Below are 24,531 nucleotides of genomic sequence, written 5' to 3' on the forward strand. Positions count from 1 at the left end.
AGTTATACTCTATAGAGGTAATCTAAAAAGGTTATCACAATCACAACCACAAAAATGGCAAACACAAAGGCCACCATAAGTTTAATGTATGGTTTGTCGTATTTAAGGTGCATGAAGTAAGTTAACACCAGTACCGACTTTATTACTGCAAACAGTAAAGCTGCGGCAACGGTATATTCACCCAGTTCTATTGAAGTTATTCCTATCGATGCAAAAGTTAGTGCCAACAGCGCCACCAAAACGATGACGTATAATCGGTATGGAACGATATGATGATGTTTATCTTCTGACATAGTGTTAGTTTTAATGGATGAGATAAAATAAGGGGAACAGGAAAATCCAGATCAGGTCGACAAGGTGCCAGTACAATCCGCAGTTATCGAGTAACGACGGGCGTTTGGCATTTACTTTTCCGTTGGCAACACCTCGCATTGCAAATCCCATAATTATGAGGCCCACAATAATGTGCAGTGCATGTAATCCGGTCATTACAAAGTATAAACCAAAGAAAAGGATTTCGCCCTGGCTCATTTCATTCAGCATCTGTTCCGATCCCGGCCAGATTCCGTGCGAGAATTTTACGCCCCACTCTATATACTTATTAACCAAAAAGCCAATGCCGATAAGAAATGTAATTACCAACAATGCAATGGCTACTTTTTTGTGTCCTTTCTGCAAAGCTGTTGTCGACATGGCAATCGTCATACTACTTACCAATAGAATAACGGTATTAAAGGCCCCAATAAAAGTGTTTAGTTCTTCGGCCGCCAGGTGAAATGCATCAGCATTCAGATAACGATAAACCGAGTACACGATAAAAAGGCCGCCAAACAACAGTAATTCTGTAAAAATAAACAGCCACATTCCGATTTTCGACGATTCAGGATCGTACATATCGGGGTGTTCGATATGAGCATGTTGATGTTCAGCCATATTAGTCATAGTTATAAGGTCCGTCTTTTTCTCCCAAAACAGGTTCTTTCTCAAAATTTAATACTGGTGGCGGCGAAGTAACCGTCCATTCCAGTGTTTTACTGTGCCACGGATTCATTTCTGCAGGAGGTCCTTTTCGGGCCGAGCGAACCAGGTTAACAACAATGATGATAAAACCGGTTACCAATACCCACGAGCCCAGTGTGCTCAGGATATTTCCTCCATGGAACTCTTCGAGGTAGTCGTAATAACGCCGTGGCATTCCCATCATTCCCAAATAGAACATGGGTGAATACAAGGCAAGAAAACCGATAAAGAAAACCAGCCAGCCAATATTGGCCCAGGCCTTATCATACATTCTTCCAAATATTTTTGGGAACCAGTAGTGCATTGCCGCAAAAAAGGCAAAGCCTGTACCGCCAAAAACAATGTAATGGAAATGGGCAACAACAAAGGCAGTGTCGTGCACATAAATATCGGTAGCCAGTGCCCCCAAAACAAGGCCGCTTAAACCACCAACCATAAACACAAAAATAAATGACACTGCCCAGTAAAAGGGCGTTTGGATATTGATCGATCCCTTATACATCGTCGATATCCAGTTAAAAACTTTTATTGCACTTGGTATGGCAACAATAAATGTGAGGAGTGAAAAATAATATTGTGCAGTTCCGCTCATTCCGGCAGTAAACATGTGGTGGCCCCAAACCAGGTAGCCCACAAATGCAATAGCCAATGTTGACGCGATAATTGCTTTATATCCAAAAATATGTTTTTGCGAAAATGTTGGAATAATCTCTGAAATAGCTCCCATAGCAGGCAGAATCATAATATAAACTGCCGGGTGCGAGTAAATCCAGAACAGGTGTTGATACAAAACAGGATCGCCGCCCAAAGCCGGGTCAAAAACGCCTACTCCGAATACCCGTTCAAGGGCAACCAATACCAGGGTGATACCAACCACCGGTGTTGCCAGCAATTGAATCCAGGCTGTTCCGTACAAAGTCCAAACAAATAGCGGAAGTTTTGTCCATTTCATTCCGGGGCAACGCAAGCGGTGAATGGTCACCAAAAAGTTTAACCCGGTTAAGATGGATGAGAATCCCAAAACAAATGCCCCGAATACGGCGGGCAGCAAATTGGTTCCGGTTTTAAAACTGTAGGGTGCATAAAAGGTCCAGCCGGTGTCGGGAGTTCCCGAACCAAACAACAGTGCGCAAAGCACCAAAACTACTCCGGCAATGTACAACCACCACGAAAGCAGATTCAGTTTCGGGAAAGCCACATCTTTGGCTCCGATCATTATCGGCATCATGAGGTTTCCGAAAACCGCGGGTAAACCGGGCACCACCACCATAAAAATCATTATAACACCATGAACTGTAAACGTAGCGTTATAGGTTTGTGCATCCATAATAGTTTTACCGGGAGCCAGCAATTCAAATTTCATGGCAAGCCCCAACAAAACACCTGTTGCAAACATGGTAGCTATCGAATACAGATAAAGAAGACCAATACGTTTATGGTCAGTGGAAAAAATCCATCCGAGCAAACCTTTGTATTTTCCCTGATAGGTTAAGTAGTTTGCTCCATTAACAGCATTTGTTGTATGCATAAAGTTTAGTTTAATTTACTTTTTTCTTTGGTTTTAATACCAGGAATAGCAGTAAAACCAGTCCAAAAAATATAATAACGATTCCGCTTACTTTAGTCACATTTAACACATATGTTTGTCCTTGCGGATCGTAGGAATAACAAAATCGTAATACTTTGTTCAGGGTAGGTCCCGATTGGCCCTTCGAGGCTTCAACAATGGCCATTTTCCATTCGAACGGCAAAAAGTACAGTCCATTTAAATAACGGGTAATTTTTTCATCGGGGCTTACAACGATTAACGATGCTGCATGCAGAAAATCGTTACCTGTTTTTTTGTATTTAAAACCTGTTGCTGTTGTAGCCCTTACAATACTTGCACTATCGGAAACAAAAAATAACCAGCCGGTTTTTGCTTCCTCCACTTTTTCGGGATTATTCATTAATTGCAGGTAATTTGTTTTTTTCCTGATTCCCAAATCGATTGTTTCTCGCGGATCAAAACTAATTGTCAAAACCTGGTAATCTTCCCCGGTAACAAGATCTGATTTGTCCATCACCCCGGCAACGGCTTCCATTAGCGGGCTACAAATTCCCGGACAGCGGTAATACACAAAATTCAGAATGGTTGGCTTATCTATTAAATCTGACAACCACACCTGCTCGCCGGCTTCATTTATCAGCGAAATACTATCGGGTAAATAATCGTCGAGATGTTCCACCACCCCTATTTCAACATCATCGTCGGTAGCGGCAGGATTAATTACGCTTTGAGAATTTGACACTTGAGCAAGTAGCAGAAAGACACCTGCAAGAAACGTTGTAATATAATTTACAGTCTTTTTCATAGAAGCCAGACCAATACGGCAAGGTTTATTTTAGTTTTTAAATGAATAGTACGTTATAACAGGTTTTAAGTTTTATCAATTTCGCGTCTCCGGCGAAATACAATAATACCTTTTTACCTTATTTCATATCTTAAAACCACAAAAGACTGATAATGTTTATGTAAAGAATAAGTTTCTTTTAATTTTTTGCGATTTTACTTCTTTCAGGTAATATATACGCTGAAAATACAGAATATTTAAAGCTTGAATTTTCAGGGAATCCCGTAACTTTATGCCATTCGTAGAGAAGCAGAGTCTTATTTAGAACATGTTTTGCAGCATATTTATATGTGACTTCAGTCACGTTCTTGCGGTATTCAGCTCTTCAAAAAAATCCTTTATAAACAACACGTAAATGCATTTGTTCATCCGAAAAATATATTTTTTTCAACCCCAAAACCTATCTCATCTGATATCAAGTTATTATACAAAAAATAAAATTTTACAAATACAGAAAAACACTGTAACTTACTCACTTATAACATTTAAAGTCAATTTGGTCTTTTATTATTGAGCGGACCGGATTAGTTTGCCGCTTTGCGCATATTTTATAAATTCGTAAGGTTGAGAAACTAAATTTAGCTGAAATAAGCATTGATTTCAGCACCATAGTTCTAAAATAAATGTCTGTTTATGGAAAATAAATCACGCAGAAATTTCGTGAAAAAGCTGGGTGTGTCAGTTGGTGCAGCCGGACTAGTTGGAGGCTCCAGTCTTTTAAGTTCATGTACCCAGGTGGAGACCGCCTCGGGAGACACAATTAAGCTGCTTACATCGAGTGGAGAACTTGTTGAAGTAAACAAGGCACAGCTGAAACCTGCTGACATGCCGAACCTTACGGAGCAACAAAAGAGGGGAAGAAAAGGCTTACCAGGCCGCAAATTTGTGATGGTAATCGACTTATCGAAATGCCGCAATGCCCGCGAGTGTATGAAAGGTTGCCAAAAGCACCATCAATTGCGTCCGGAGCAACACCATATTAATGTATTACAAATGCAGGATGCTGAAGATACTGCTCCGTATTACATGCCAAAACCATGTCAGCATTGCGATAACCCACCATGTACAAAAGTATGTCCGGTTAATGCAACTTTTAAACGCGAAGACGGCATTGTTCTTATTGATAATGAACGCTGTATCGGTTGTCGCTTTTGTATTGCAGCTTGTCCTTATTCGGCAAGGGTTTTCAACTGGTTTGAGCCACGCGATGCCGAAAAATACGAAGGCGTTACTTATAACATAGAAGCCAACGTTCCGCAGAAAAAAGGCACCATTTCGAAATGTTTGTTTAGCGCCGACCGTTTACGCGACGGGAAACTTCCAACATGTGTTTCGTCGTGCCCCAACGGAGTTTACTGGTTTGGCGACCAAAACGAAGATGCAGTTACAAACGGAACTACACACGAAACGGTTAGCTTCAGCAAGTTAGTTAGAGACAATGCAGCTTATACCTTAATGCCTGAGCTGGGTACCAAACCTCGTGTTTATTACCTGCCTCCAAAGGACAGGGCTTTCCCGTTTCAGGGCGAAATTGAAGATCACCACTCATAAACCGACTAATCTTTAAACGATGGAAAAAACAAAATCGCCGGAAGAATCCCGGAAATTATTGGATAAGATAACTTTCGACCTCACCCGTTCGATTGTAAAACGCGACGAGCTCACCCGTTTTTGGTATTTCATACTCATTATGTTTGCCGGCGTTGGACTGTGGGGATGGGGAATACAAATTCGCGACGGTCTGGGAGTTACCGGTATGCGCGACTACGTTTCGTGGGGAATGTATATTGCCAACTTTGTATTTTTTGTGGCAATAAGTTTGATTGGTTTTCTAATAAGCTCTGCATTGCACTTGTTAAAAATAAAGTGGTCGCACCCCATTTCGCGTGTGGCCGAGCAAGTTGCCATTGCCGGAGTAGCTTTAGCAGGTATTATTATTATTAACGACATGGGACGCCCCGACCGCTTTCTCAACGTATTTTTACACGGTCGTTTTGCCTCGCCTATCATCTGGGACGTAACAGTAGTTACTACTTACCTTACTATTTCAGTATTGCTATATTATCTTCCGCTTATTCCCGATCTGGCTTTAATACGCGACCGGGGTGGCGACGATATTCCGACCTGGAAAATGAAAGTATACAAAATCATGGCACTCGGCTGGAAAGGAAATGCAGAGCAATACAAACTGGTTTACCATGCCATGCGTATTCTTATGATTCTGATCATTCCGGTAGGTTTATCCATCCACACCGTAACATCATGGTTATTTGCAGCCACATTGCGTTCGGGTTGGGATACCACCATTTTCGGACCTTACTTTGTTGCCGGTGCTTTTGTAGCCGGTGCAGCAGCCGTGGTTATATTAATGTATGCCTACCGAGTTCGTTACCGTTTAGGCGAATATTTTGAAGACCTGCATTTCGATTATATGGGAAAACTGCTGGTTTTTGTTTGTTTGGTTTACCTGTATTTCAACATCAACGAATTTTGGGTACCGGCCTATAAAATGAAAACCGCCGAAGGTATTCACCTGCGCAACCTTTTTGTAGGAAGTTTTGCCCCCATGTTCTGGTGGACACAAATGACTGGATTAATATTACCGATTTTCCTGATGCTTTTCAGATTTTTCAGAAAACCGTTACCATTAACCATTATCTCCGTTTTCGTACTGATCGCATCGTGGTTAAAACGCTACATTATTGTTATTCCAACAATGGAACACCCGTTTTTGCCGGTGCAAAATGTGCCCGATTATTTCAAACATTATTCGCCAACCAGTATCGAGATCATGATTACCCTTTTCTCTTTTATGGCAGCACTGCTTATTATTACTGTACTGGCCAAAATGTTCCCTGTAATCACCATTTGGGAGTACGCCGAGGAAAAAGGTATTGACAAAAAAATTCTTGCTGAACCGAAAAAATAAAAGAACATGAAGATCAAATTATTATTTGCAGCATTAGTTTTTCTTGCACAGCAGGGAATGGCGCAGGAATGGTTGGTTCCTGAAGATCAGAAGAGTGTTCAGAATCCATCAGAATATAATCTCGACAACGTAAAAAAAGGAAAAGACCTGTATTTACAAAGCTGTAAATCGTGTCACGGAGATCCGGGTAAAAACAACGCATTACCATTGGTTCCTCCCCCACCCGATTTTACCAGCGACATCATGCAAGCCAACACCGATGGCGAATTATTCTATAAAATTACGCACGGCCGTGGTGGAATGCCACAGTTTGAGACCACAATTTCGGAAGACGACCGCTGGCGTTTGGTGAACTACATCCGTAACTTCAACCCCGAGAACGAACCGGTATTGGTGGAAGAACCGCCTAAAAAGGCTAAGATTTTGGCTTCGGTAAATGAAGAACAACGCCAGGTTGAAGTATTTGCCGAGTACCAGGATAAAGACAGTAATTATGTGGTGCTGGCCGAAACGCCAATTTCAATTGGAGCTAAAAAAGCTTTCGGAACGCTACCAATAGGGCAAGTGCTTACCAACGATGAAGGACGCGCGGAGTATCACATTCCTGAAAGCCTGATCGGCGATGAACAGGGAATGGTAACGCTGGTTATTGACCTGGGCGAAGGTTTTATTAACGAAGATGTTGTGCTCGACGCGGCAAAAGTAGGACAGCCAAAACCAACTCCAAAATTAATACAAAAGGAAGTGCTTTGGTCGACGAACGAAAATATACAAGTATGGCTGTTACTGTCTTACCTGGCAGCTGTTCTGGGAGCATGGGGAACAATTGGCTATGTGGTATTTCTGATTTTTAAAATTAGCCGAGCGGGCAAACAGGAATAAATGAACATTTTTTATCTGCTTATAGGAGTAAGTTTACTGGTAGCGCTCATTTTTTTGGGCGCATTTATCTGGTCGGTACGTTCGGGACAATACGACGACAACGAAACTCCATCGATGCGGATGCTGTTTGACGACGACGATGTAGAATCGGAATCTGAAACCATTGAAGAAAAAAAGAATAATAAAAAATAATTATCCAACTCATGGAAAATCAAAAATTTAATTACGACAACAAAATAGTTAAGTTGTTTATTCTGGCTACACTGGTTTGGGGTGTTGTTGGCGTACTGGTAGGCATTCTTGCTGCGGCACAGCTGGCCTTCCCGGTATTCAACTTTGGTCTGGAATATACCACTTTCGGAAGGGTGAGGCCACTGCATACCAATGCAATTATTTTTGCATTTGTAGGAAATGCCATTTTTGCCGGGGTGTATTACTCAATGCAGAAATTGCTTAAAACCAGAATGTTTAGCGATACCTTAAGTAAGATCCACTTTTGGGGCTGGCAACTCATTATTGTACTGGCGGCCGTTACGCTGCTGGCCGGATTTACCACTTCGAAAGAATATGCCGAACTGGAATGGCCAATTGATATTTTGATTACCTTAATTTGGGTGGTTTTTGGATGGAACATGATCGGAACAATTGTTGTTCGCCGTGTTCAGCACATTTATGCAGCCATTTGGTGGTACCTGGCAACTTTCCTTGGGGTGGCCATGTTGCACGTGGTAAACTCATTCGAACTTCCGGTTTCGTTGTTTAAAAGTTACTCTATTTATGCAGGTGCACAAGACGCGGTGGTGCAATGGTGGTACGGACACAACGCTGTGGCGTTTTTCCTTACAACACCGTTTTTGGGCCTAATGTATTATTACCTGCCAAAAGCTGCTAATCGACCGATTTATTCGTACAAACTGTCGATCATTCACTTTTGGTCGCTTATATTTTTGTACATGTGGGCCGGGCCACACCACTTGTTATACCAGGCTTTACCTGATTGGGCACAAGCTTTAGGTGTAACTTTTTCAATAATGCTAATTGCCCCAAGCTGGGGAGGTATGATAAACGGGTTGCTTACCCTGCGTGGCGCCTGGGACCGTGTTCGCGACAGCGCCGCACTAAAGTTTATGGTTGTGGCCGTAACTGCTTACGGTATGTCAACTTTCGAGGGCCCGATGATGTCGCTAAAATCAGTAAACCAAATTACCCACTTTACCGACTGGACAATCGCTCACGTACACATTGGTGGTATGGGCTGGAACGGTGGTCTTGTATTTGGTATGCTTTACTGGCTGGTTCCAAAACTGTTTAAAACAAAATTATTCTCCGAGAAATTAGCCAATACGCACTTCTGGTTGTCAACACTGGCAATTTTGGTTTATGCCATCCCGCTTTACTGGGCAGCTGTTACTCAATGGTTGATGTGGAGAAACTTCACCGAAGATGGTTTCCTTCAGTACCCGAACTTCCTGGAAACAGTAACACAGCTGATTCCGATGTACATAGCTCGTATTTTTGCCGGAATTCTCTTCCTTGTTGGATTCCTTATCATGGTTTACAACCTGGCAAAAACAATGGCTGCCGGAAGTTTTGTTAGCGACGAAGCTGCCGAAGCACCTGCCCTTGTACTGGCCGGAGCCCGCAACCCGATGAAAGAAACCTTACACCGATGGATGGAAAGAAAAGGAGTTCGTTTCTCTATCCTGGTATTTTTTGCACTGGCTATTGGTGGAGCTGTTGAGATTATTCCGATGATATTTATAAAATCGAACGTACCAACCATCGACTCGGTAAAACCCTATACGCCGCTTGAGCTGGAGGGCCGCGACCTGTATGTAAAAGAAGGTTGTTATGTGTGTCACTCGCAAATGGTTCGTCCCTTCCGTTGGGAAACTGATCGTTATGGCGAGTACTCAAAAATTGGCGAGTTCGTATATGACTATCCATTCCAGTGGGGATCGAAACGTACCGGCCCCGATTTGGCACGCGCCGGAGTGGTTGGCGGACCGATGTACAAAAATGCCGCATGGCACTACAACCATTTTATGGATCCGCAAAAGATGAACGAACAATCGATAATGCCGAATTATGCATGGCTGGCGGTTAAAAACACCGATCTTTCGCAAACACCGAAAAAGATCAGGGCCATGCAAACACTGGGCGTTCCTTACCCTGAAGGTTACGACGAAAAAGCTGTTGACGATTACCTGACGCAGGCGGAAGGAATAGTTGCCGACTTAAAAACTTCGGGTATTGAAACTGATGCGAAAAAACAGATCGTTGCATTAATTGCCTACATGCACAAACTGGGAAAAGATATTGCTGAGCAGCCGGAAGTAGCTCAAGTTGAACTACATTCCGAATCATTCACTGAGGCTGCCGCTCAAAAAGAGGTTAAGCTTTTAACAAGTCCTGAAGATCTGGCTGCCGGAGAGAAAATATTTAAAACAACCTGTGTCGTCTGTCATGGCCCGGAAGGAAAGGGGATTGCAACTTTCCCAAGTCTGGTTGATGACGAATGGCTTCACGGAAACTCTCCTGAGGAAGTTTTCCATTCTATTTCAGAGGGAAACGTAGCAAAAGGAATGGTGCCTTATAAAACGCAATTTTCCGAGAAACAGATCACACAGCTAACAAGTTATGTATTAACAACTTTACAAAATAAGGAAAATGAAGATCGTAAGTAATCTATTAACAAGTATCGAAGGAATCCAGATCTTTTACATCATCGGATTACTCATTTTTGTATTGTTGTTTATCGTGATCTTTATTCGCACTATGCGCATTCCAAATCAGGAAATGGAAGATATAAAGAATTCTATTCTAGCAGATGGTGATTCTAACCATATCAATACTTAAAAAATACAATTATGTCAGATAAAAATAAACAAATATTGGAGCAGGATGAGCACCTGATGGACCACGATTATGATGGCATTATGGAGTTAGATAATCCGCCGCCACGATGGATAATGATGTTATTCTATATCACCATTGGCTGGTCGATTATATACGCAGCTTATTATTTTTGGTTGAAAGAAGGCAACCTGCAAGATGCTGAATACGCAAAAAAATCGATGCAGCACGATGACAAATACCAGATCGCGGCAATTTCGGCTGACGACCTTGTAGCTTTCACCGATGAAGAATCGATTGCTGAAGGGAAGCAAATTTACACCGATTTGGCATGTATGGCCTGCCATGGCATGAATGGTGAGGGAAACGCAATTGGCCCTAACCTGACTGATGATTATACGCTGCATGGATGTGATTTCGAAAGCGCTTTTAATACCATAAAAGATGGTGTACCGGCAAAAGGAATGACCGCTTATAAAACGCAAATGAGCGACGAAAAAATCCAAAAAGTGGCCAGTTATATCATGTCGCTTAGAGGAACAAATCCGGCCAATGCCAAAGATCCGCAAGGAGAAAAATGTGAGTAAGATAAAATACCTTTAAAAGAATTGGGAAACATTGTTTCCCTTCTTTTTTACCTGCAAATTGAACATATGGCAAATCAAAAACTCGACTTCAGAGACTACCCCATAAACTGGAACGAGCGGGGAGGACGAAAATGGATATATGCCAAAAAGCCTTCGGGGAAATGGTTTACCCGCCGAACCATCGTTAGCTACTTTCTATTGTTGTTTTGGGTTGGTGTACCATTTATTCGGGTAAACGGCAATCCACTTATTCTGCTTGATATTGCCCACCGGAAATTTATCATTTTCGGAGCCATATTTTGGGCACAGGATACCTTTATCCTGGCACTTTTAATGCTCTCGTTTGTTCTTTTTGTGGTATTGTTTACGGTAACTTTTGGCCGGTTGTGGTGCGGCTGGACTTGTCCGCAAATCATATTTCTGGAAATGGTGTTTCGCAAAATTGAATACCTGATTGAAGGCGATTACCGCGAGCGCCATAAACTCGACAACAGTCCGTGGACCACAAAAAAAATCTTTAAGAAAACGCTGAAACACGGTATTTTCATGCTTATCTCGGTTGCCATGACCAATGTTTTTCTAATGTGGTTTATTGGCAGCGACAGATGGATTAAAATGATACAGGAACCGATCAATCAAAACATTTCAGGCTTTTTGATAATGCTGCTTGTTTCGGCATTTTTCTATTGGGTGTATTCCTTTTTACGCGAACAAATTTGTATCATGCTTTGCCCATACGGACGTATGCAAGGTGTTCTACTCGATTCGAAGTCGATTGCCGTTACTTATGATTATGTGCGGGGCGAACCACGTGGCGGGCAGGGCGATGGCGATTGTACCGATTGCAAACAGTGTATTTCGGTGTGCCCTACCGGAATCGATATTCGCAACGGTTCGCAACTTGAATGTATTAACTGCACCGCCTGTATCGACCAGTGTAACAAAATTATGCATGTTACCGGCAAACCTCCGGGTTTAATTCGTTACGCCTCAGAAGCGCAAATAAAAGGTCAGCAAAATTCGATATGGAATGCGCGTAACCGGGCCTATTCGGTTGTGCTACTACTTATTTTCTCGTTTTTTGTTTACACATTGTTTTCGAGACCGGTATTGGAAACGACTATTTTGCGCTCACCTGGGTTACTTTACCAGGAGCAGGACAAAACTTTATCGAACGTTTACAACATTAAAATAGTAAATAAAACACACGACGAACTTCCGCTTGAATTGCGTGTTATTTCTCATGATGGCAAAATTCAGATGGCCGGAAACACAATAATTTTGAAAGATCAGGATATGTATGAATCAACATTTATTCTTTTCTTGCCAAAAAGCGAAGTTACGAGTGACAAAACCGAGGTTGAGTTTGGTGTTTTCAGCAATAATGAATTAATTGAAACCTATAAAGCCAGTTTTGTAGGGCCATAAAAAAGCTGACAGTTGACAGTCGCAGTTTTTCAGTAAAAAATAAAGAAGGAAACAGGAATAATAAAAAAGGAAACAAATGAAGTTTAATTGGGGAACAGGGATATTTCTTTTTCTGGCGTTGTTTTTAGCCGGATCGGCTGTTTTTATTGTATTTGCAGTGCGCCAGCCGGTAAACCTGGTGCATAAAAATTATTACGAAAAAGGTGTTGATCATACCGAACAGATGAATGTAAATGCCCGCTCGAAACCGTTTGCACGATTGTTTGACGTGAACCTGAACAACGAAGCATTGGTTATTAACATTCAAAATGAACTGGCGACAAAAATCGATTCCGGCAATATGCAATTGTATCGCCCGTCGGATTACACAAAAGACATCAGGCACGAAATTTTAGCGGGAAACAGTCTGATCCAGTTCCCAAAAACCGAGCTGATAACCGGCCGGTACATTCTAAAATTCACATGGTATACCAACGGTTTACGTTATGAAATCGACCGCCCGGTAAATATTCAGTAAATTTACTACCTTTAAATCAATTACAACCTTTTGTTCAAATCAATAGCGCCATGACCATTTTTATATCAGCACTTATTTTAGGATTGATGGGCAGTTTTCACTGTGCCGGAATGTGTGGACCAATTGCCATTGCTTTGCCACTACATGGCAACACTGTTCCGCAAAAAATATTCGGAGGAACCCTTTATAACCTGGGGCGCACCTTAACCTACGGAATGATGGGAGCAATTTTCGGGCTTCTCGGCCAGGGACTTCAACTCATCGGATTTCAGCAAAAAGTATCGGTGATTATGGGAGCCTTGATGATCCTTTCGGTGCTGTTTCCCACATTGTTTAAAAACCAGTACAAGATGGATAAAAGCTGGTTTTCGGCAGTGGGTAAACTGAAAAAGAAAATCGGTGAAATGTTCTCGATCCGCTCCTTTCAAAGTCTGTTTTTTATTGGCATGCTTAATGGGTTACTTCCGTGTGGGTTAGTTTATATGGCCGTTGCCGGAGCCATTGGTACGGGCGGCGTTGCAGAAGGATCGCTGTATATGATCCTGTTTGGTTTGGGAACTATCCCCATGCTGCTGGCCATCTCGCTGGCAGGAAACGTATTGAGTTTAGCGGTACGAAAAAGAATCAACAAATTAATTCCGATACTGGTTGTTGTGGTTGGAATTCTGTTTGTATTGCGCGGATTAAGTTTGGGCATCCCCTATTTAAGTCCGCCAAAACAAAAAATAGAGCAGAAATTTGAAAAAAGTCTGGAGAAAGAAAGTGCTGCAATGCATACTGAAACAAAAGGAGATTGTTGTAAAGTAGATTAGCAGATAACAGATCTTGTGAAATGGGGAAAAAGGAGGAGAATAGCTGTGTACATTGTGGTGCCGATTGCGGAAGTAACCCGGTGGTGTGGAACGAACTGAATTTTTGTTGCACCGGTTGCAAAACGGTTTACCAGCTGCTAAACGAAAACAAACTTTACAACTACTACAAACTTGAAGAAACTCCGGGAATAAAGGTGGAGACCACCACCGAATTCGGCAATAAATATGCTTTTCTTGATAACGATGAAGTAAAGGAAAAGCTGATCTCGTTTTCTGAAGGCAGCATATCGAAAGTAAAATTTTATGTGCCGGTTATCCACTGCGCCTCTTGTATTTGGTTGCTGGAGCATCTGCATAAACTGCACAAGGGAATCCGTCATTCGTTTGTAAATTTTACCCGCAAAGAGGTAGACATAACTTTCGACGAAAAGGAAATTTCGCTGCGACAAGTGGTTGAGTTGCTGGCATCCATTCATTACATCCCCGATCTGTCGCAAAGCCTGTCGGACAAGAAAGACGACAAATCGTACAAAAAGCTTTTGTATAAAATTGGGGTTGCAGGTTTTGTTTTTATTAATGTAATGACCTACAGTTTGCCGGCTTATTTTAACGGCGAACCACTGAGCGAGAATCTACAATCGCTTTTTAGTATTCTTAGCTATATTTTGGTAATTCCGGTGGCATTTTACAGTGGCAGCGATTATTACATTTCGGCCATTAAAAACCTGATGAAAAAAAACATCAGCATCGACCTGCCCATTGCCCTGGGGATTATTGTGCTCTTCCTGGTAACCAGCTACGAGGTAATTTTTACCGGCGGGCCGGGTTACAGCGACAGTTTATCGGGCCTCATCTTTTTTCTGCTGGTAGGGAAATGGTACCAAAGCAAAACCTACGAAGCACTTTCGTTCGACCGGAATTACAAATCGTATTTCCCCATTGCGGTTACCAAAATCAATAAACAGATTGAAGAAAGTATTCTGATCGAAAAAATCGAGGTGGACGATGAACTGATCATCCGCAACAAAGAACTGGTTCCTGCAGATGCTGAGTTGGTTGATGGAGAAGGCCGAATCGACTATAGTTTTGTTACCGGCGAATCGACACCTATTGTTAAAAAGCCCGGCGACTTTATTTACGCTGGCGGACGACAAATGGGTGGAATCATACGCATTAAGGTAAAAAAGGAGGTGAATCAGAGTCACCTCACCAAACTTTGGAACCAGGATAAATCGTACGAAAAACCCAGCGACTCACTAAAAACTCTATCCGACCGGATTAGCCAGTATTTTACCCTGATTGTAATTGCCATTGCTATTTTCGGCTTTACTTTTTGGGCGCTTCGGGGAGAATACCACACGGCTATTTTTGTTTTCACTGCCGTATTAATTGTCGCTTGTCCGTGTGCGCTGGCGCTTTCTATTCCGTTTACCTTTGGCAACACCATGCGCATTTTTGGTAAGCGCGGATTGTACATTAAAAACACCGATGTAATTGAAAAACTTTCGCACATTAACAGCATTGTGTTTGATAAAACAGGCACTTTAACACAGCCCAACCAAAACAAAGTGGTGTATTCAGGCACCGAACTTTCGGCATCGGAAAAAGAAGCTGTTTTTTCGCTTACGCGTCAATCGACACACCCGTTGAGTACAGCGCTTTCGCAATCGTTCAACGGTTCGGCATACCATAATCCGGAACATTTTGTAGAAGTTGCAGGGCGGGGGATTTTTGGGAAAGTAAACGACTTGAATCTGCGAATCGGATCGGAAGAATATGTAACGAATGCACCTACCACAACAAAGAACAAAACATCAGTTGTATATGTGGCTATCGAAGATGAACTGAAAGGCTATTTTACCATTAGCAACCAGTACCGCCCAGGTTTCAAGAATGTATTAAGCTCGTTGAAACAAGGTTTTAACCTTTTCCTTATTTCAGGTGACAACGATGCTGAAGCTGAAAACCTGTCATCATTTTTTGATCGTGAACACATGCTTTTTGACCAGAAACCCGGCGATAAAGCAGCGTTTATAAAATCACAACAAGAGAAAGGAAATACCGTGTTGATGACCGGCGATGGATTAAACGATGCCGGTGCGCTAATGCAAAGCGATGTGGCCTTAACCATTGCCGATAAAGTCTACCATTTTTCGCCGGCCAGCGATGCAGTTCTGGAAGCCGAACAATTTAATCAGCTGGCTAATTTTATCCGCTTCACCAAAACGTCGCTGAACATTGTAAAACTCAGCTTCATTATTTCCTTTTGTTACAACATTGTCGGAATTGCCTTTGCCCTCAGCGGAAATCTTTCGCCGGTGGTAGCTGCCATTTTAATGCCCATTTCATCGGTATCTGTAGTTGCTTTTGCAACTTTTGCAACACGCCTGGCCGGTAGAATTAAATTGCGGAAAATCCTTGCATAAGGCTAAAAAACAAGGAGCTGAGAGATAACGAGCTAAACTAAACTTCACTATTAACAATAAATTCTGCCAACTCTTTTTATTTTTATGGGGTAAAACTATAAACCGAATGATTAACAACAAAAAAGTGGTAGTGGTGCTTCCGGCTTACAATGCAGCCAAAACGCTTGAAATTACCTATAAGGAAATTGATTTCGACATTGTTGATGATGTAATTCTGGTAGATGACATGAGCAACGACGACACCGTTGAAGTTGGTAAAAAACTCGGTATTAAGCACATTGTAGTTCACGAGCAAAACAAAGGCTACGGCGGAAACCAAAAATCGTGCTACAACAAAGCACTGGAAATTGGAGCTGATATTGTAATTATGCTTCACCCCGATTATCAGTACACCCCAAAGCTTATTCCGGCAATGGCCAATTTACTTGGAAACGAATTGTATCATGTGGTTTTGGGATCAAGGATTTTGGGAACCGGAGCACTAAAAGGCGGCATGCCCCTAATCAAATACATTGCCAACCGCGGCCTTACTTTTATTGAGAATATTCTTCTTAATGCCAAACTTTCAGAATATCATACCGGGTACCGGGCCTTTTCGCGCGAAGTACTGGAAACAATAAACTACAATGCCAACTCTGATAATTTTGTTTTCGATAACCAAATGCTGGCTCAAACCTGGTATGCAGGTTATGAAATTGCCGAAATAACGTGCCCAACAAAATATTTTGATGATGCCTCATCAATCAGCATTAAAAACAGTACGATTTATGCCATTGGTGTTTTAAGAACCGCCTGCCAATATCGTTTGCAGAAGTGGGGTTTGCTTAAGAACAAAATTTTTAATCATAAGTAGCAAGTGAGAATGAAAATCTTTGATCTTGGATTTCTTGATAGTCCGTCAGAAAGCAGATTTGTAGCAACTTTATACAAGATTTTGATTGTGGTTCTGTTTGCTTTTATCCTTCAGGCTGCATTTTTAAGGAATATGCAGAACTATACTGATCATGATGACAATCCTTATAATGCAGGAGCCAAGGTAACAGCTGAAGAAGGACTACTTCCCTACAAAGATTACCGGTTAATACACATGCCTTACTATGTTTTTACATACGCCTTAATTCTTGAGTTTACACCATCGCTTACATTAAGTGCAAGAATTATTAGCCTGGCATCGTTTTTTACTATGCTTGTACTTATTTTTTATTCTATACAAAACTCACTATATCATAAAAACCAAATATTCAGATTTGTTATTGGAGCTTCTGCTCTATTGTTTATAATGTACAATCCTTTTGTGCAATATGCCTTTGCAAGATTTACCTACGACTTCCCATTATTGCTTTCAATGCTGTCATTTTTAGTGCTTTCGTCAACCGACAGAAGCAGACGGCTTCCGCTAAAAGCAGCAATTAGTGGATTGTTGTTGGGAGTTGCAGTTGGGTTCAGAATGCATTTCATTTTTTTCATCATCCCGTTTGCACTGAGTATTTTATTGTTTCAAAAAGAGTCAACAACAGTTAAGTTTAAACAGTTCTTATACTTTTCGCTTGGTGTTTTTGCAGGACTGATTCCTGTGTTCATTCTAATTTCGATTGCCCCCAAAGGCTTTCTTTTCGACATCTACCAGTTTCATTTTAAAATCGATATGAAGGCTCAACCCGGAGCAGCACTTTCCTTAGGTGAAAAATTAACGGAACTTTTCGATAAGGTGCTGGAAAAATGGCAATCATCAGTTCTACTGGCAGGTCTAATTTTGGCACTGATACTCAAAGCTTTCAACCTTGTAAAAGACAACAGGTTAAATTTCAAGATAAATGTTCTGCTCATTACTTTACCATTTCTGGTATATCTCTCCGTTGGTAAATTACTTATTATTCAATACGTATATCCGCTATCGGTTTTTCTGATTGTTGTGATCTTTTATACTATTGGCACGCAAAAAAATTACTTTAACTATGTAGCCATCCTGTTTTTTGTGTTATCGATAATTCCGCCGTTAAAGGTGAATTATAAAAAAGCATATGACATGAAAACAACGGAATCATGGTATGCGCTTAGCCGACACAGAATAAGCACTTTGGTTGATGAAGCAATAAATGGTGAAGCAAAAGTGTTGACGCTATCGCCTGCAGAGATTTTAGAAAGTGATTCCATTAAAATTTATAAAGAATTTGTAAGCAGCCCTTTTATTTGGCGTACCTCACATTCGATTTCTGATGATACGAGAAAAGAGTTTAATATTATCTCGAAAAAAGAGGTGGATAATTTTATGCAAACCAATCAACCGGATGCCATTTTAACAGGCTATTACCTTGGAGATTTAGAGTTAAAATTTGTTGAGTTTGCACAAAAAAACGGGTATAAAAAAGTAGATCTGCCTACAGAGCGTGAACTAAAACTTTATATAAAAGAGAAGTAAGGTATAAACAATCTGCCAACTCAAACGAAAAAGGATGAAAGTGGAAATAAAAAATAAGAATGTACTATTTCTGTTCATTTTATTACTGGTTAGTTTACTTTACAATTACCACGAGATTATTCTAAAAGGGCCATGGTTTCCGCATATGTGGAGGGCTACCGACTGTTTGTCGATTGCAGTTAATTATTACAAAGAAGGCTTAAACTTTTTCGAACCTGAAGTTCACTGGACTGGCCCCAATGGAAATGGGAAAACCATATCCGAATTCCCGATTATATATTATACAGTAGCTAAACTTTGGACATTATTTGGCAAACAATATTTTATATACAGAGGGTTAAATATCTTACTTGTTTTTAGCGGATTATTTTCGCTTTATAAAATATCTTACAGAATACTTAAAGATAACTTTTGGGCCATATTTATTCCCATTTTTCTTTTTTCATCACCGGCACTGGTATTTTATACCAACAACTTTCTTCCCAATGCTCCGGCTTTTGGGCTTTCATTAACAGGAATATGGTGCTACTTTTTATATAACGATACCGGCAAAAAGAAATGGATCTGGATAGCGGTTGTATGTTTCACAATTGCCGGATTATTAAAAATAACTTCTTTAATCATCGTGGTTGCATTTTTATCATATCAACTACTACAAACCATATCTGATTTTCGAGAATACGGTATCCAGATAACCAAACAGCTTGGTAAATTCGTCCCATACATACTAATTGGTGCTATTATTTTTGTTTGGGTAAAATATACCGACCACTATAATTCAACCAACAATCGAATCTTTCTGCAAGATTTATTTCCCATTTGGGATTTAAATCAGGAAGAAAGAAATGAAATATGGAAAAGCTTGTATTTTACATTACTTCCGTCATTTTTCAATAAAAAAGCTTTGGCGGTTATTGGTATTCTCTTATTGACCAATGTTGTTTTTTGGGTAAAAAAGGGGAGCAACTACTTACTGATCATCTTTATTTCTTTTATCGGCGCTACACTTTACATCTTACTATGGTTCAAAGCTTTCGATGTTCACGACTATTACCTTATCAATTTACTCATTCTAATCCCTCTTATTTTACTGGGATTCTTAAGTGAATTTAAAAACAGGTTTACACTGGTTTTTAAGAGTAAACTCCTGAAATTAATTGCATTTGCAGGAGTAGTGACATTAATCTACCTAACAACTATGATGAACAGGTTGAAATATGATGTAAACGATCCGATGCTAAAATATGATATGGCCTTATCGGAAGCCGAGAAGGAATTATACGCTTATAAACAATACAAATATCGCAATACAACAGAAGCATTAGAATCAATAACTCCGTATTTGCGATCGTTAGGAATAAACAGGGAAGATCTCGTAATAAGTATTCCTGACAACAGTATTAACATCTCTCTGGTGCTAATGGATCAAAAAGGATTTACAGATTATGGTTATGTTCCTACTAAAGGGAAACCTAAAGAACGAATAGAAGAATTCAAATCAATCGGTGCGAAATATCTGATCGTTAACGACATTGACAAAATAGAACACCAGGAATTCAAACCCTATCTTCAAAATAAAATTGGCGAATATAAAAACGTCAGTATTTTTAAACTTTAATTTAAGCCATACCTAAATTGGTTCCTAAATAACTATCCATGAAAAAAAATGGGCTAATAATATTTTTCCTTACTCTAATAGCAATACTAATACTTTTCTTAAACCTTAAACCCGTTTTTCAACACCCAAATTCTATTTTATATTCGAAAGGTGGCGATGCGCTAAAAAGCTATTTCAATTTTTCTTACTATTTAAAATACGACGATGGCATTCGTCACGATGGAATTAACTATCCTTATGGCGACCATTTGCAATACATTAATTCGCATCCACTTTATGTGCAGTTTGTAAAGTTTATCGACAAGCATATTTACCCGCTTGCCAATCACGGTATAGCTGTTTTAAACCTGACAATGCTGGCACTCTTTCTTCTGGCACTACCCTTTATTTTTCTTATTCTCCGGCACTACTCGCTTCCGCGATGGTATGCCGGAATTATATCACTCATCATATTGTTTCTAAGTCCTCAATTCGATCGGATACATGGTCACTTCGAAATGGTTTATGCCGTTTTTCTGCCCATGTTCTGGTACTTCCTTATTCGTTGGCGGCAGAGCAAAAAACGAATACTTTGGTCCGCACTTCTGGTTCTTGCCGCCTTAATCGGAGGATTTACGAGCGCCTATTTTGTGGCTTTTTATACCATTTTACTCTTCGGCGTATTGATCGTCGAGTGCTGGAACCACAGAAAAAAACTCTCGGAATATTGGAAAACCGGTCTGTATTTATTTGCAATTGCAGTAATACCCTTGATTATTGTAAAAGGTATGGTTTCGGCAACCGATTGGGTAACCGACCGACCAGATAATCCCTATGGGTTTTACATTTTCCACGCCAACTTTTTTAGCATCTTCCTGCCTCCGGGTTCGCAACTTAAAAGTATTCTGGGAAATCATATCAATATGGATTTTGAATGGGAAGGACGCGCATATGTTGGGCTACCTGCCACTTTACTCGCTGTTTCAATGTTTATCATAGGACTTTTTAACCTGATCAGCAAAAAGAAAAGCAGCTGTAAGATTTTTAAACCCACAAAAAAAATCGAAGTATTTTTTTACGCTTCCATCCTGATTCTTTTATTCTCAATGTGTATTCCGTTTAAATACGGATTCGATTGGTTGCTGGATGTGCTGCCTCCGGTAAAACAGTTCCGGGCTTTGGGACGTTTTACATGGATTTTTTACTATGTGTTTACGGCTTACACCGCCTGGTTTATTTATCGTGTGTTCCGTGTATTAAAAAAGAAAGGATTGCCCGCGGTTGCAACTTTATTGCTGGTTTTTGTAATTGGCTACTGGGCCATAGATGCCGGAGTAAATATAAAACGAAGCACAAGCGGATTATTGAATAAGAACGACAAATTTGAATCGATCGATAGCGAATATCAGGCACGTTTTCAGGACGCAAAAGTGGATCCTAACGAGTTTCAGGCAATTTTCTTTTTGCCCTTTGCCAGCACATGCGGCGATAAACTAATTTTTGAGCACAGCCTGAATGGTTTTTCCGAAGCCATGAAATGTTCCTATCACACCGGATTACCACTTATTCAGAGCTTTTCGCCAAGGCTTTCTTTTTCGCAGGCACTAAGCAGTATTCAAATGCTGGCAGCTCCGGCAATTCGAAAAACCCGGCTCGACGATATGAACGATAAACCCATTTTGCTGGTCTGCACAAAAGAAAAGTTGAACGAGCGGGAAAAATGGCTGCAAAATAAAGCTGAAGTTTTTTGGGAAGATAAATATATCACGCTGTCCCATCTGCCGTTGTCCATATTTCATGACAATTACAAAGAGTGGCACGATAGAGTCAAATCGGAGATTCCAAACTTACAGTCGTTTGGAGAAATTGCAACAGACACATCTATAAACTCAATTCTATTTAATGGTTTTGAAGACGGTTCTGCTAAAACCGTTTTTAGTGGTAATGCCTCTTTTTACAGCAGAGAAGGTCAACAAGTTTTACTCGATAAAAAGATTGGCGCTCAATTTCAGGAAGGAAAATACGAATTGTCATTCTGGCTTTATGTCGACAGCCGAAAATACGAAATGCCCAAAGCAGAGGTGAAAGTGTTTAATACAGCGGGTAAGCAGAGGTTTTACAGACAAATGAACACCCGACACGTGTACGACACATATCAGGGATGGATTCGTGTTTCTGAGATCATAGAACTACACCACGAAGATACCCTCCAACTGGTAATTAACGACGAATATGTTTCGGTTGACAACCTTCTGCTAATGCCTTTAAATGCTAAAGTTCTGATAAAAACATCCAATCAGAATTTTTTCAACAACTACCCGTTATAAAAATGTTTCTTCTCTATATATATCCGACTAAATATCCTAAAATCGTTTGAAATTTCAGAATTATATTTCACCTTTAAAATCACAAACAGAGTTACTATGGCAAAATCGCTGGTAAACACAAATGCAAAATTTGGCACCCTGCCGGTTTTTTTAACGGCACTTTCTACCATACTCGGAGCAATATTATTTCTGCGTTTTGGCTGGGCTGTTGGGCAGGTTGGGTTTATTGGTGTTATTGGCATTATCGTTTTAGGCCATATAGTAACTATTCCCACAGCTTTTGCAGTTGCTGAAATTGCTACCAACCAACGCGTACAAGGTGGCGGTGCCTATTACATTATCAGCCGCTCGTTCGGATTGAATATTGGAGGCGCAATTGGAATTGCCCTATACCTTTCGCAGGCCATTAGCGTAGCTTTTTATGTAATTGCTTTTGGCGAAGCATTTGAGCCGGTGATAAGATGTATCGGTGAAACTTATAACTTTTTCATCCCCGACCGAAGGTGGATTTCCATTCCAACCATGGTGCTGCTATCAATATTAATCCTTACAAAAGGTGCAAATGTAGGAATGAAAGCACTGTACGTGGTAGTTGCCATTTTATTGACATCTATCGCCATGTTCTTTTTAGGCGATTCAACGATAAAACCCGAAGTGGTTAATTTCCACAGCAGAATTCCCAATAACCTGAATTTCTTTTTTGTTTTCACCATTATCTTCCCGGCATTTACAGGGCTTGCAGCAGGATTGGGACTTTCGGGTGATTTAAAAGATCCTAAAAAATCCATTCCACGAGGAACCTTGTGGGCAACCGTAGTTGGCATGTTGGTATATATTGCCGTTGCCTACAAATTTGCCGTTTCGGCAACACCCGAAGATTTGGTAGCTGACCAGTTAATTATGACCAAAATTGCCATTTGGGGGCCAATAATCCCAATCGGGCTGGCAGCGGCATCCTTAAGTTCGGCATTAGGATCGATAATGGTTGCACCCCGAACCTTACAAGCCATTGGCTACGACGATATTTTCCCACAAAGCCATATAAACCGCTGGTTTGCCAAAGGAAGGCAAAATGATAACGAACCCATTAACGGATCGTTGATAACTATTATTATTGCATTTGTTTTTGTTGTAGTTGGCGATGTTGACTTTGTAGCTCAAATTATCTCCATGTTCTTTATGGTTACCTATAGTGCCATCTGCCTCATCTCGTTATTGGAACATTTTGCCGCCGATCCAGCCTACCGCCCAACCTTCCGTTCAAGCTGGCATTTATCGCTTCTCGGAACACTTTCGTCGCTGTGGTTGATGTTTCAAATGAATGCCACTTATGCAGCTGTTTCGGTGGTAATTATGGCAATAATATATTACGTTATCATGCTAAACAACGAGGAGAACCAGGGACTTAACAAATTGTTCCGTGGAGTAATCTTCCAGCTTAGCCGCCAATTGCAAATTATGCTGCAGCGTGCCGACAGCGAAAAAGATAAAAGCTGGCGACCATTTGGTGTTTGTATTTCGCACGATACGTTTAAACGCCGCTCGGCATTCGATATTATGCGCTGGATTTCGTACAAATACGGTTTTGGAACCTACATTCATTTTATAAAAGGTTTGCTGAACGAGAAGAATACAACCGAATCGAAGAAAATTCTCGACCGCCTGATTCAACTATCAGCCGGAAGTCAGAACCGCGTTTATCTCGACACGATAATTTCGCCATCGTATACTTCTGCAATTGCTCAGGTGGTGCAACTTTCAGGAATATCGGGCAAAGGAAACAACCTTATTCTTTTTGAATTCTCGAGAACCGATCCGGGGAATCTGAAAGAAATTACGGGCAACTACCAGATTGTTGAATCGGCCGGTTTCGACATTTGTATTCTGAATACATCGTACAAAAGTTTTGGTTATAAGAAGGAGATACATATCTGGATAAGCCCGGAAGACTATGTAAACGCCAATTTAATGATTTTGCTGGGCTACATTATTTTAGGCCACCCCGAGTGGAAAAAAGGAAAGATTAAAATATTTGCGCTTTATCCCGAGCAGGATGTTGAGGAAAAACGCAATCAACTTTTGGAATTGATAAAAGCCGGACGTTTGCCAATCAGCCCGTCGAATATATCGATGGTGACGTTTGAGTCGGGCGACCGAAAAAGCAAAATCATGAAATACTCGGCCGATGCCGACCTTACAATCATTGGTTTTACCACCGATGCATTGAAAAATATTGAAGAATTCAGCGAAGGCTACAATGATCTGGGTAACATTCTGTTTGTGAGCTCAAACCGGGCAAAAGCAATAAACTAGCCGCCACCTTCGTTTTTTACACTTA

General features: G+C 40.8%; 20 protein-coding genes. 16 read left to right on the top strand and 4 right to left on the bottom strand.

The genetic code is table 11. From position 1 onward, the window contains the following. Nucleotides 1–2: 2 nt before the first annotated feature. From G4420_RS03960 to G4420_RS03975, 4 genes are read right to left on the bottom strand one after another with little or no spacing between them, the layout of a single operon-like run. Nucleotides 3–293: a cytochrome C oxidase subunit IV family protein gene (locus tag G4420_RS03960; protein WP_163322268.1), complete on the bottom strand. Its 291-nt coding sequence runs from the start codon at nt 291–293 to the stop codon at nt 3–5. Nucleotides 294–303: 10 nt separating this feature from the next. After that, entirely contained in the window at nt 304–933 is a 630-nt protein-coding gene (locus G4420_RS03965; protein WP_163322269.1) for a cytochrome c oxidase subunit 3 family protein, read from the bottom strand. A 1-nt stretch (nt 934) separates the two neighbouring features. Further along, nucleotides 935–2,548 carry a cytochrome c oxidase subunit I gene (locus tag G4420_RS03970; protein WP_163322270.1) on the bottom strand — a complete coding sequence of 538 codons (1,614 nt, stop codon included), beginning with the start codon at nt 2,546–2,548 and terminating at the stop codon, nt 935–937. Nucleotides 2,549–2,558: 10 nt separating this feature from the next. Beyond that, nucleotides 2,559–3,374, bottom strand: a complete 816-nt coding sequence (locus G4420_RS03975; protein WP_163322271.1) for an SCO family protein — start codon at nt 3,372–3,374, stop codon at nt 2,559–2,561. A gap of 672 nt (nt 3,375–4,046) precedes the next feature. Here G4420_RS03975 and G4420_RS03980 point away from each other — a divergent pair. From G4420_RS03980 to G4420_RS04055, 16 genes are all read left to right on the top strand, one after another. Continuing rightward, complete coding sequence (locus tag G4420_RS03980; RefSeq protein WP_163322272.1) at nt 4,047–4,964, top strand: 4Fe-4S dicluster domain-containing protein; 918 nt, start codon at nt 4,047–4,049, stop codon at nt 4,962–4,964. 19 nt (nt 4,965–4,983) lie between these two features. After that, nucleotides 4,984–6,342, top strand: a complete 1,359-nt coding sequence (nrfD, locus tag G4420_RS03985; RefSeq protein WP_163322273.1) for an NrfD/PsrC family molybdoenzyme membrane anchor subunit — start codon at nt 4,984–4,986, stop codon at nt 6,340–6,342. Between the two features lie 6 nt (nt 6,343–6,348). Continuing rightward, on the top strand, nt 6,349–7,224 hold the full coding sequence (locus tag G4420_RS03990; RefSeq protein WP_163322274.1) for a c-type cytochrome: 876 nt from the start codon (nt 6,349–6,351) through the stop codon (nt 7,222–7,224). After that, entirely contained in the window at nt 7,225–7,416 is a 192-nt protein-coding gene (gene ccoS, locus G4420_RS03995; protein WP_163322275.1) for a cbb3-type cytochrome oxidase assembly protein CcoS, read from the top strand. A gap of 11 nt (nt 7,417–7,427) precedes the next feature. Further along, a complete protein-coding gene (gene ccoN, locus G4420_RS04000) occupies nt 7,428–9,911 on the top strand; it encodes a cytochrome-c oxidase, cbb3-type subunit I (RefSeq protein ID WP_163322276.1) in 2,484 nt (827 codons plus the stop codon). Next, a complete protein-coding gene (locus G4420_RS04005) occupies nt 9,895–10,083 on the top strand; it encodes a cbb3-type cytochrome c oxidase subunit 3 (RefSeq protein ID WP_163322277.1) in 189 nt (62 codons plus the stop codon). Before ccoN ends, G4420_RS04005 begins: the two co-directional genes overlap by 17 nt. Before the next feature lie 11 nt (nt 10,084–10,094). Beyond that, nucleotides 10,095–10,667, top strand: a complete 573-nt coding sequence (locus tag G4420_RS04010) for a cbb3-type cytochrome c oxidase N-terminal domain-containing protein (RefSeq protein WP_163322278.1) — start codon at nt 10,095–10,097, stop codon at nt 10,665–10,667. Between the two features lie 66 nt (nt 10,668–10,733). Next, nucleotides 10,734–12,095: a cytochrome c oxidase accessory protein CcoG gene (gene ccoG / locus G4420_RS04015; protein WP_163322279.1), complete on the top strand. Its 1,362-nt coding sequence runs from the start codon at nt 10,734–10,736 to the stop codon at nt 12,093–12,095. Nucleotides 12,096–12,171: 76 nt separating this feature from the next. Then, the gene (locus G4420_RS04020; RefSeq protein ID WP_163322280.1) at nt 12,172–12,612 is read left to right on the top strand and encodes a FixH family protein; all 441 of its coding nucleotides are present in this window, start codon (nt 12,172–12,174) and stop codon (nt 12,610–12,612) included. A gap of 50 nt (nt 12,613–12,662) precedes the next feature. Further along, nucleotides 12,663–13,424 carry a sulfite exporter TauE/SafE family protein gene (locus tag G4420_RS04025; protein WP_204273587.1) on the top strand — a complete coding sequence of 254 codons (762 nt, stop codon included), beginning with the start codon at nt 12,663–12,665 and terminating at the stop codon, nt 13,422–13,424. Nucleotides 13,425–13,444: 20 nt separating this feature from the next. Beyond that, nucleotides 13,445–15,850, top strand: a complete 2,406-nt coding sequence (locus G4420_RS04030; protein ID WP_163322281.1) for a heavy metal translocating P-type ATPase — start codon at nt 13,445–13,447, stop codon at nt 15,848–15,850. A 106-nt stretch (nt 15,851–15,956) separates the two neighbouring features. After that, nucleotides 15,957–16,703, top strand: a complete 747-nt coding sequence (locus G4420_RS04035) for a glycosyltransferase family 2 protein (protein ID WP_163322282.1) — start codon at nt 15,957–15,959, stop codon at nt 16,701–16,703. A gap of 9 nt (nt 16,704–16,712) precedes the next feature. Continuing rightward, a complete protein-coding gene (locus G4420_RS04040) occupies nt 16,713–18,269 on the top strand; it encodes a hypothetical protein (RefSeq protein WP_163322283.1) in 1,557 nt (518 codons plus the stop codon). Nucleotides 18,270–18,303: 34 nt separating this feature from the next. Then, the gene (locus tag G4420_RS04045) at nt 18,304–19,887 is read left to right on the top strand and encodes an ArnT family glycosyltransferase (RefSeq protein WP_163322284.1); all 1,584 of its coding nucleotides are present in this window, start codon (nt 18,304–18,306) and stop codon (nt 19,885–19,887) included. Between the two features lie 38 nt (nt 19,888–19,925). Beyond that, nucleotides 19,926–22,193, top strand: a complete 2,268-nt coding sequence (locus tag G4420_RS04050) for a hypothetical protein (protein ID WP_163322285.1) — start codon at nt 19,926–19,928, stop codon at nt 22,191–22,193. A gap of 96 nt (nt 22,194–22,289) precedes the next feature. After that, entirely contained in the window at nt 22,290–24,506 is a 2,217-nt protein-coding gene (locus G4420_RS04055; RefSeq protein WP_163322286.1) for an APC family permease, read from the top strand. Nucleotides 24,507–24,531 lie beyond the last annotated feature (25 nt).

This window comes from Draconibacterium mangrovi (genome assembly GCF_010586825.1).
In the GTDB taxonomy this organism is placed as follows: Bacteria; Bacteroidota; Bacteroidia; order Bacteroidales; family Prolixibacteraceae; genus Draconibacterium; species Draconibacterium mangrovi.

What these genes read in the sequence shown, in the direction of transcription:
- G4420_RS04010 (WP_163322278.1), top strand. Translation starts at nt 10,095, where the DNA reads ATGTCAGATAAAAATAAACAAATATTGGAGCAGGATGAGCACCTGATG.
- G4420_RS04005 (WP_163322277.1), top strand. Translation starts at nt 9,895, where the DNA reads ATGAAGATCGTAAGTAATCTATTAACAAGTATCGAAGGAATCCAGATC.
- nrfD (WP_163322273.1), top strand. Translation starts at nt 4,984, where the DNA reads ATGGAAAAAACAAAATCGCCGGAAGAATCCCGGAAATTATTGGATAAG.
- G4420_RS03975 (WP_163322271.1), bottom strand. Translation starts at nt 3,374, where the DNA reads ATGAAAAAGACTGTAAATTATATTACAACGTTTCTTGCAGGTGTCTTT.
- G4420_RS03965 (WP_163322269.1), bottom strand. Translation starts at nt 933, where the DNA reads ATGGCTGAACATCAACATGCTCATATCGAACACCCCGATATGTACGAT.
- ccoG (WP_163322279.1), top strand. Translation starts at nt 10,734, where the DNA reads ATGGCAAATCAAAAACTCGACTTCAGAGACTACCCCATAAACTGGAAC.
- G4420_RS04055 (WP_163322286.1), top strand. Translation starts at nt 22,290, where the DNA reads ATGGCAAAATCGCTGGTAAACACAAATGCAAAATTTGGCACCCTGCCG.
- G4420_RS04050 (WP_163322285.1), top strand. Translation starts at nt 19,926, where the DNA reads ATGAAAAAAAATGGGCTAATAATATTTTTCCTTACTCTAATAGCAATA.
- G4420_RS03990 (WP_163322274.1), top strand. Translation starts at nt 6,349, where the DNA reads ATGAAGATCAAATTATTATTTGCAGCATTAGTTTTTCTTGCACAGCAG.
- G4420_RS04025 (WP_204273587.1), top strand. Translation starts at nt 12,663, where the DNA reads ATGACCATTTTTATATCAGCACTTATTTTAGGATTGATGGGCAGTTTT.
- G4420_RS03960 (WP_163322268.1), bottom strand. Translation starts at nt 293, where the DNA reads ATGTCAGAAGATAAACATCATCATATCGTTCCATACCGATTATACGTC.
- G4420_RS03970 (WP_163322270.1), bottom strand. Translation starts at nt 2,548, where the DNA reads ATGCATACAACAAATGCTGTTAATGGAGCAAACTACTTAACCTATCAG.
- G4420_RS04040 (WP_163322283.1), top strand. Translation starts at nt 16,713, where the DNA reads ATGAAAATCTTTGATCTTGGATTTCTTGATAGTCCGTCAGAAAGCAGA.
- G4420_RS04030 (WP_163322281.1), top strand. Translation starts at nt 13,445, where the DNA reads ATGGGGAAAAAGGAGGAGAATAGCTGTGTACATTGTGGTGCCGATTGC.
- ccoN (WP_163322276.1), top strand. Translation starts at nt 7,428, where the DNA reads ATGGAAAATCAAAAATTTAATTACGACAACAAAATAGTTAAGTTGTTT.
- ccoS (WP_163322275.1), top strand. Translation starts at nt 7,225, where the DNA reads ATGAACATTTTTTATCTGCTTATAGGAGTAAGTTTACTGGTAGCGCTC.
- G4420_RS04045 (WP_163322284.1), top strand. Translation starts at nt 18,304, where the DNA reads ATGAAAGTGGAAATAAAAAATAAGAATGTACTATTTCTGTTCATTTTA.
- G4420_RS03980 (WP_163322272.1), top strand. Translation starts at nt 4,047, where the DNA reads ATGGAAAATAAATCACGCAGAAATTTCGTGAAAAAGCTGGGTGTGTCA.
- G4420_RS04020 (WP_163322280.1), top strand. Translation starts at nt 12,172, where the DNA reads ATGAAGTTTAATTGGGGAACAGGGATATTTCTTTTTCTGGCGTTGTTT.
- G4420_RS04035 (WP_163322282.1), top strand. Translation starts at nt 15,957, where the DNA reads ATGATTAACAACAAAAAAGTGGTAGTGGTGCTTCCGGCTTACAATGCA.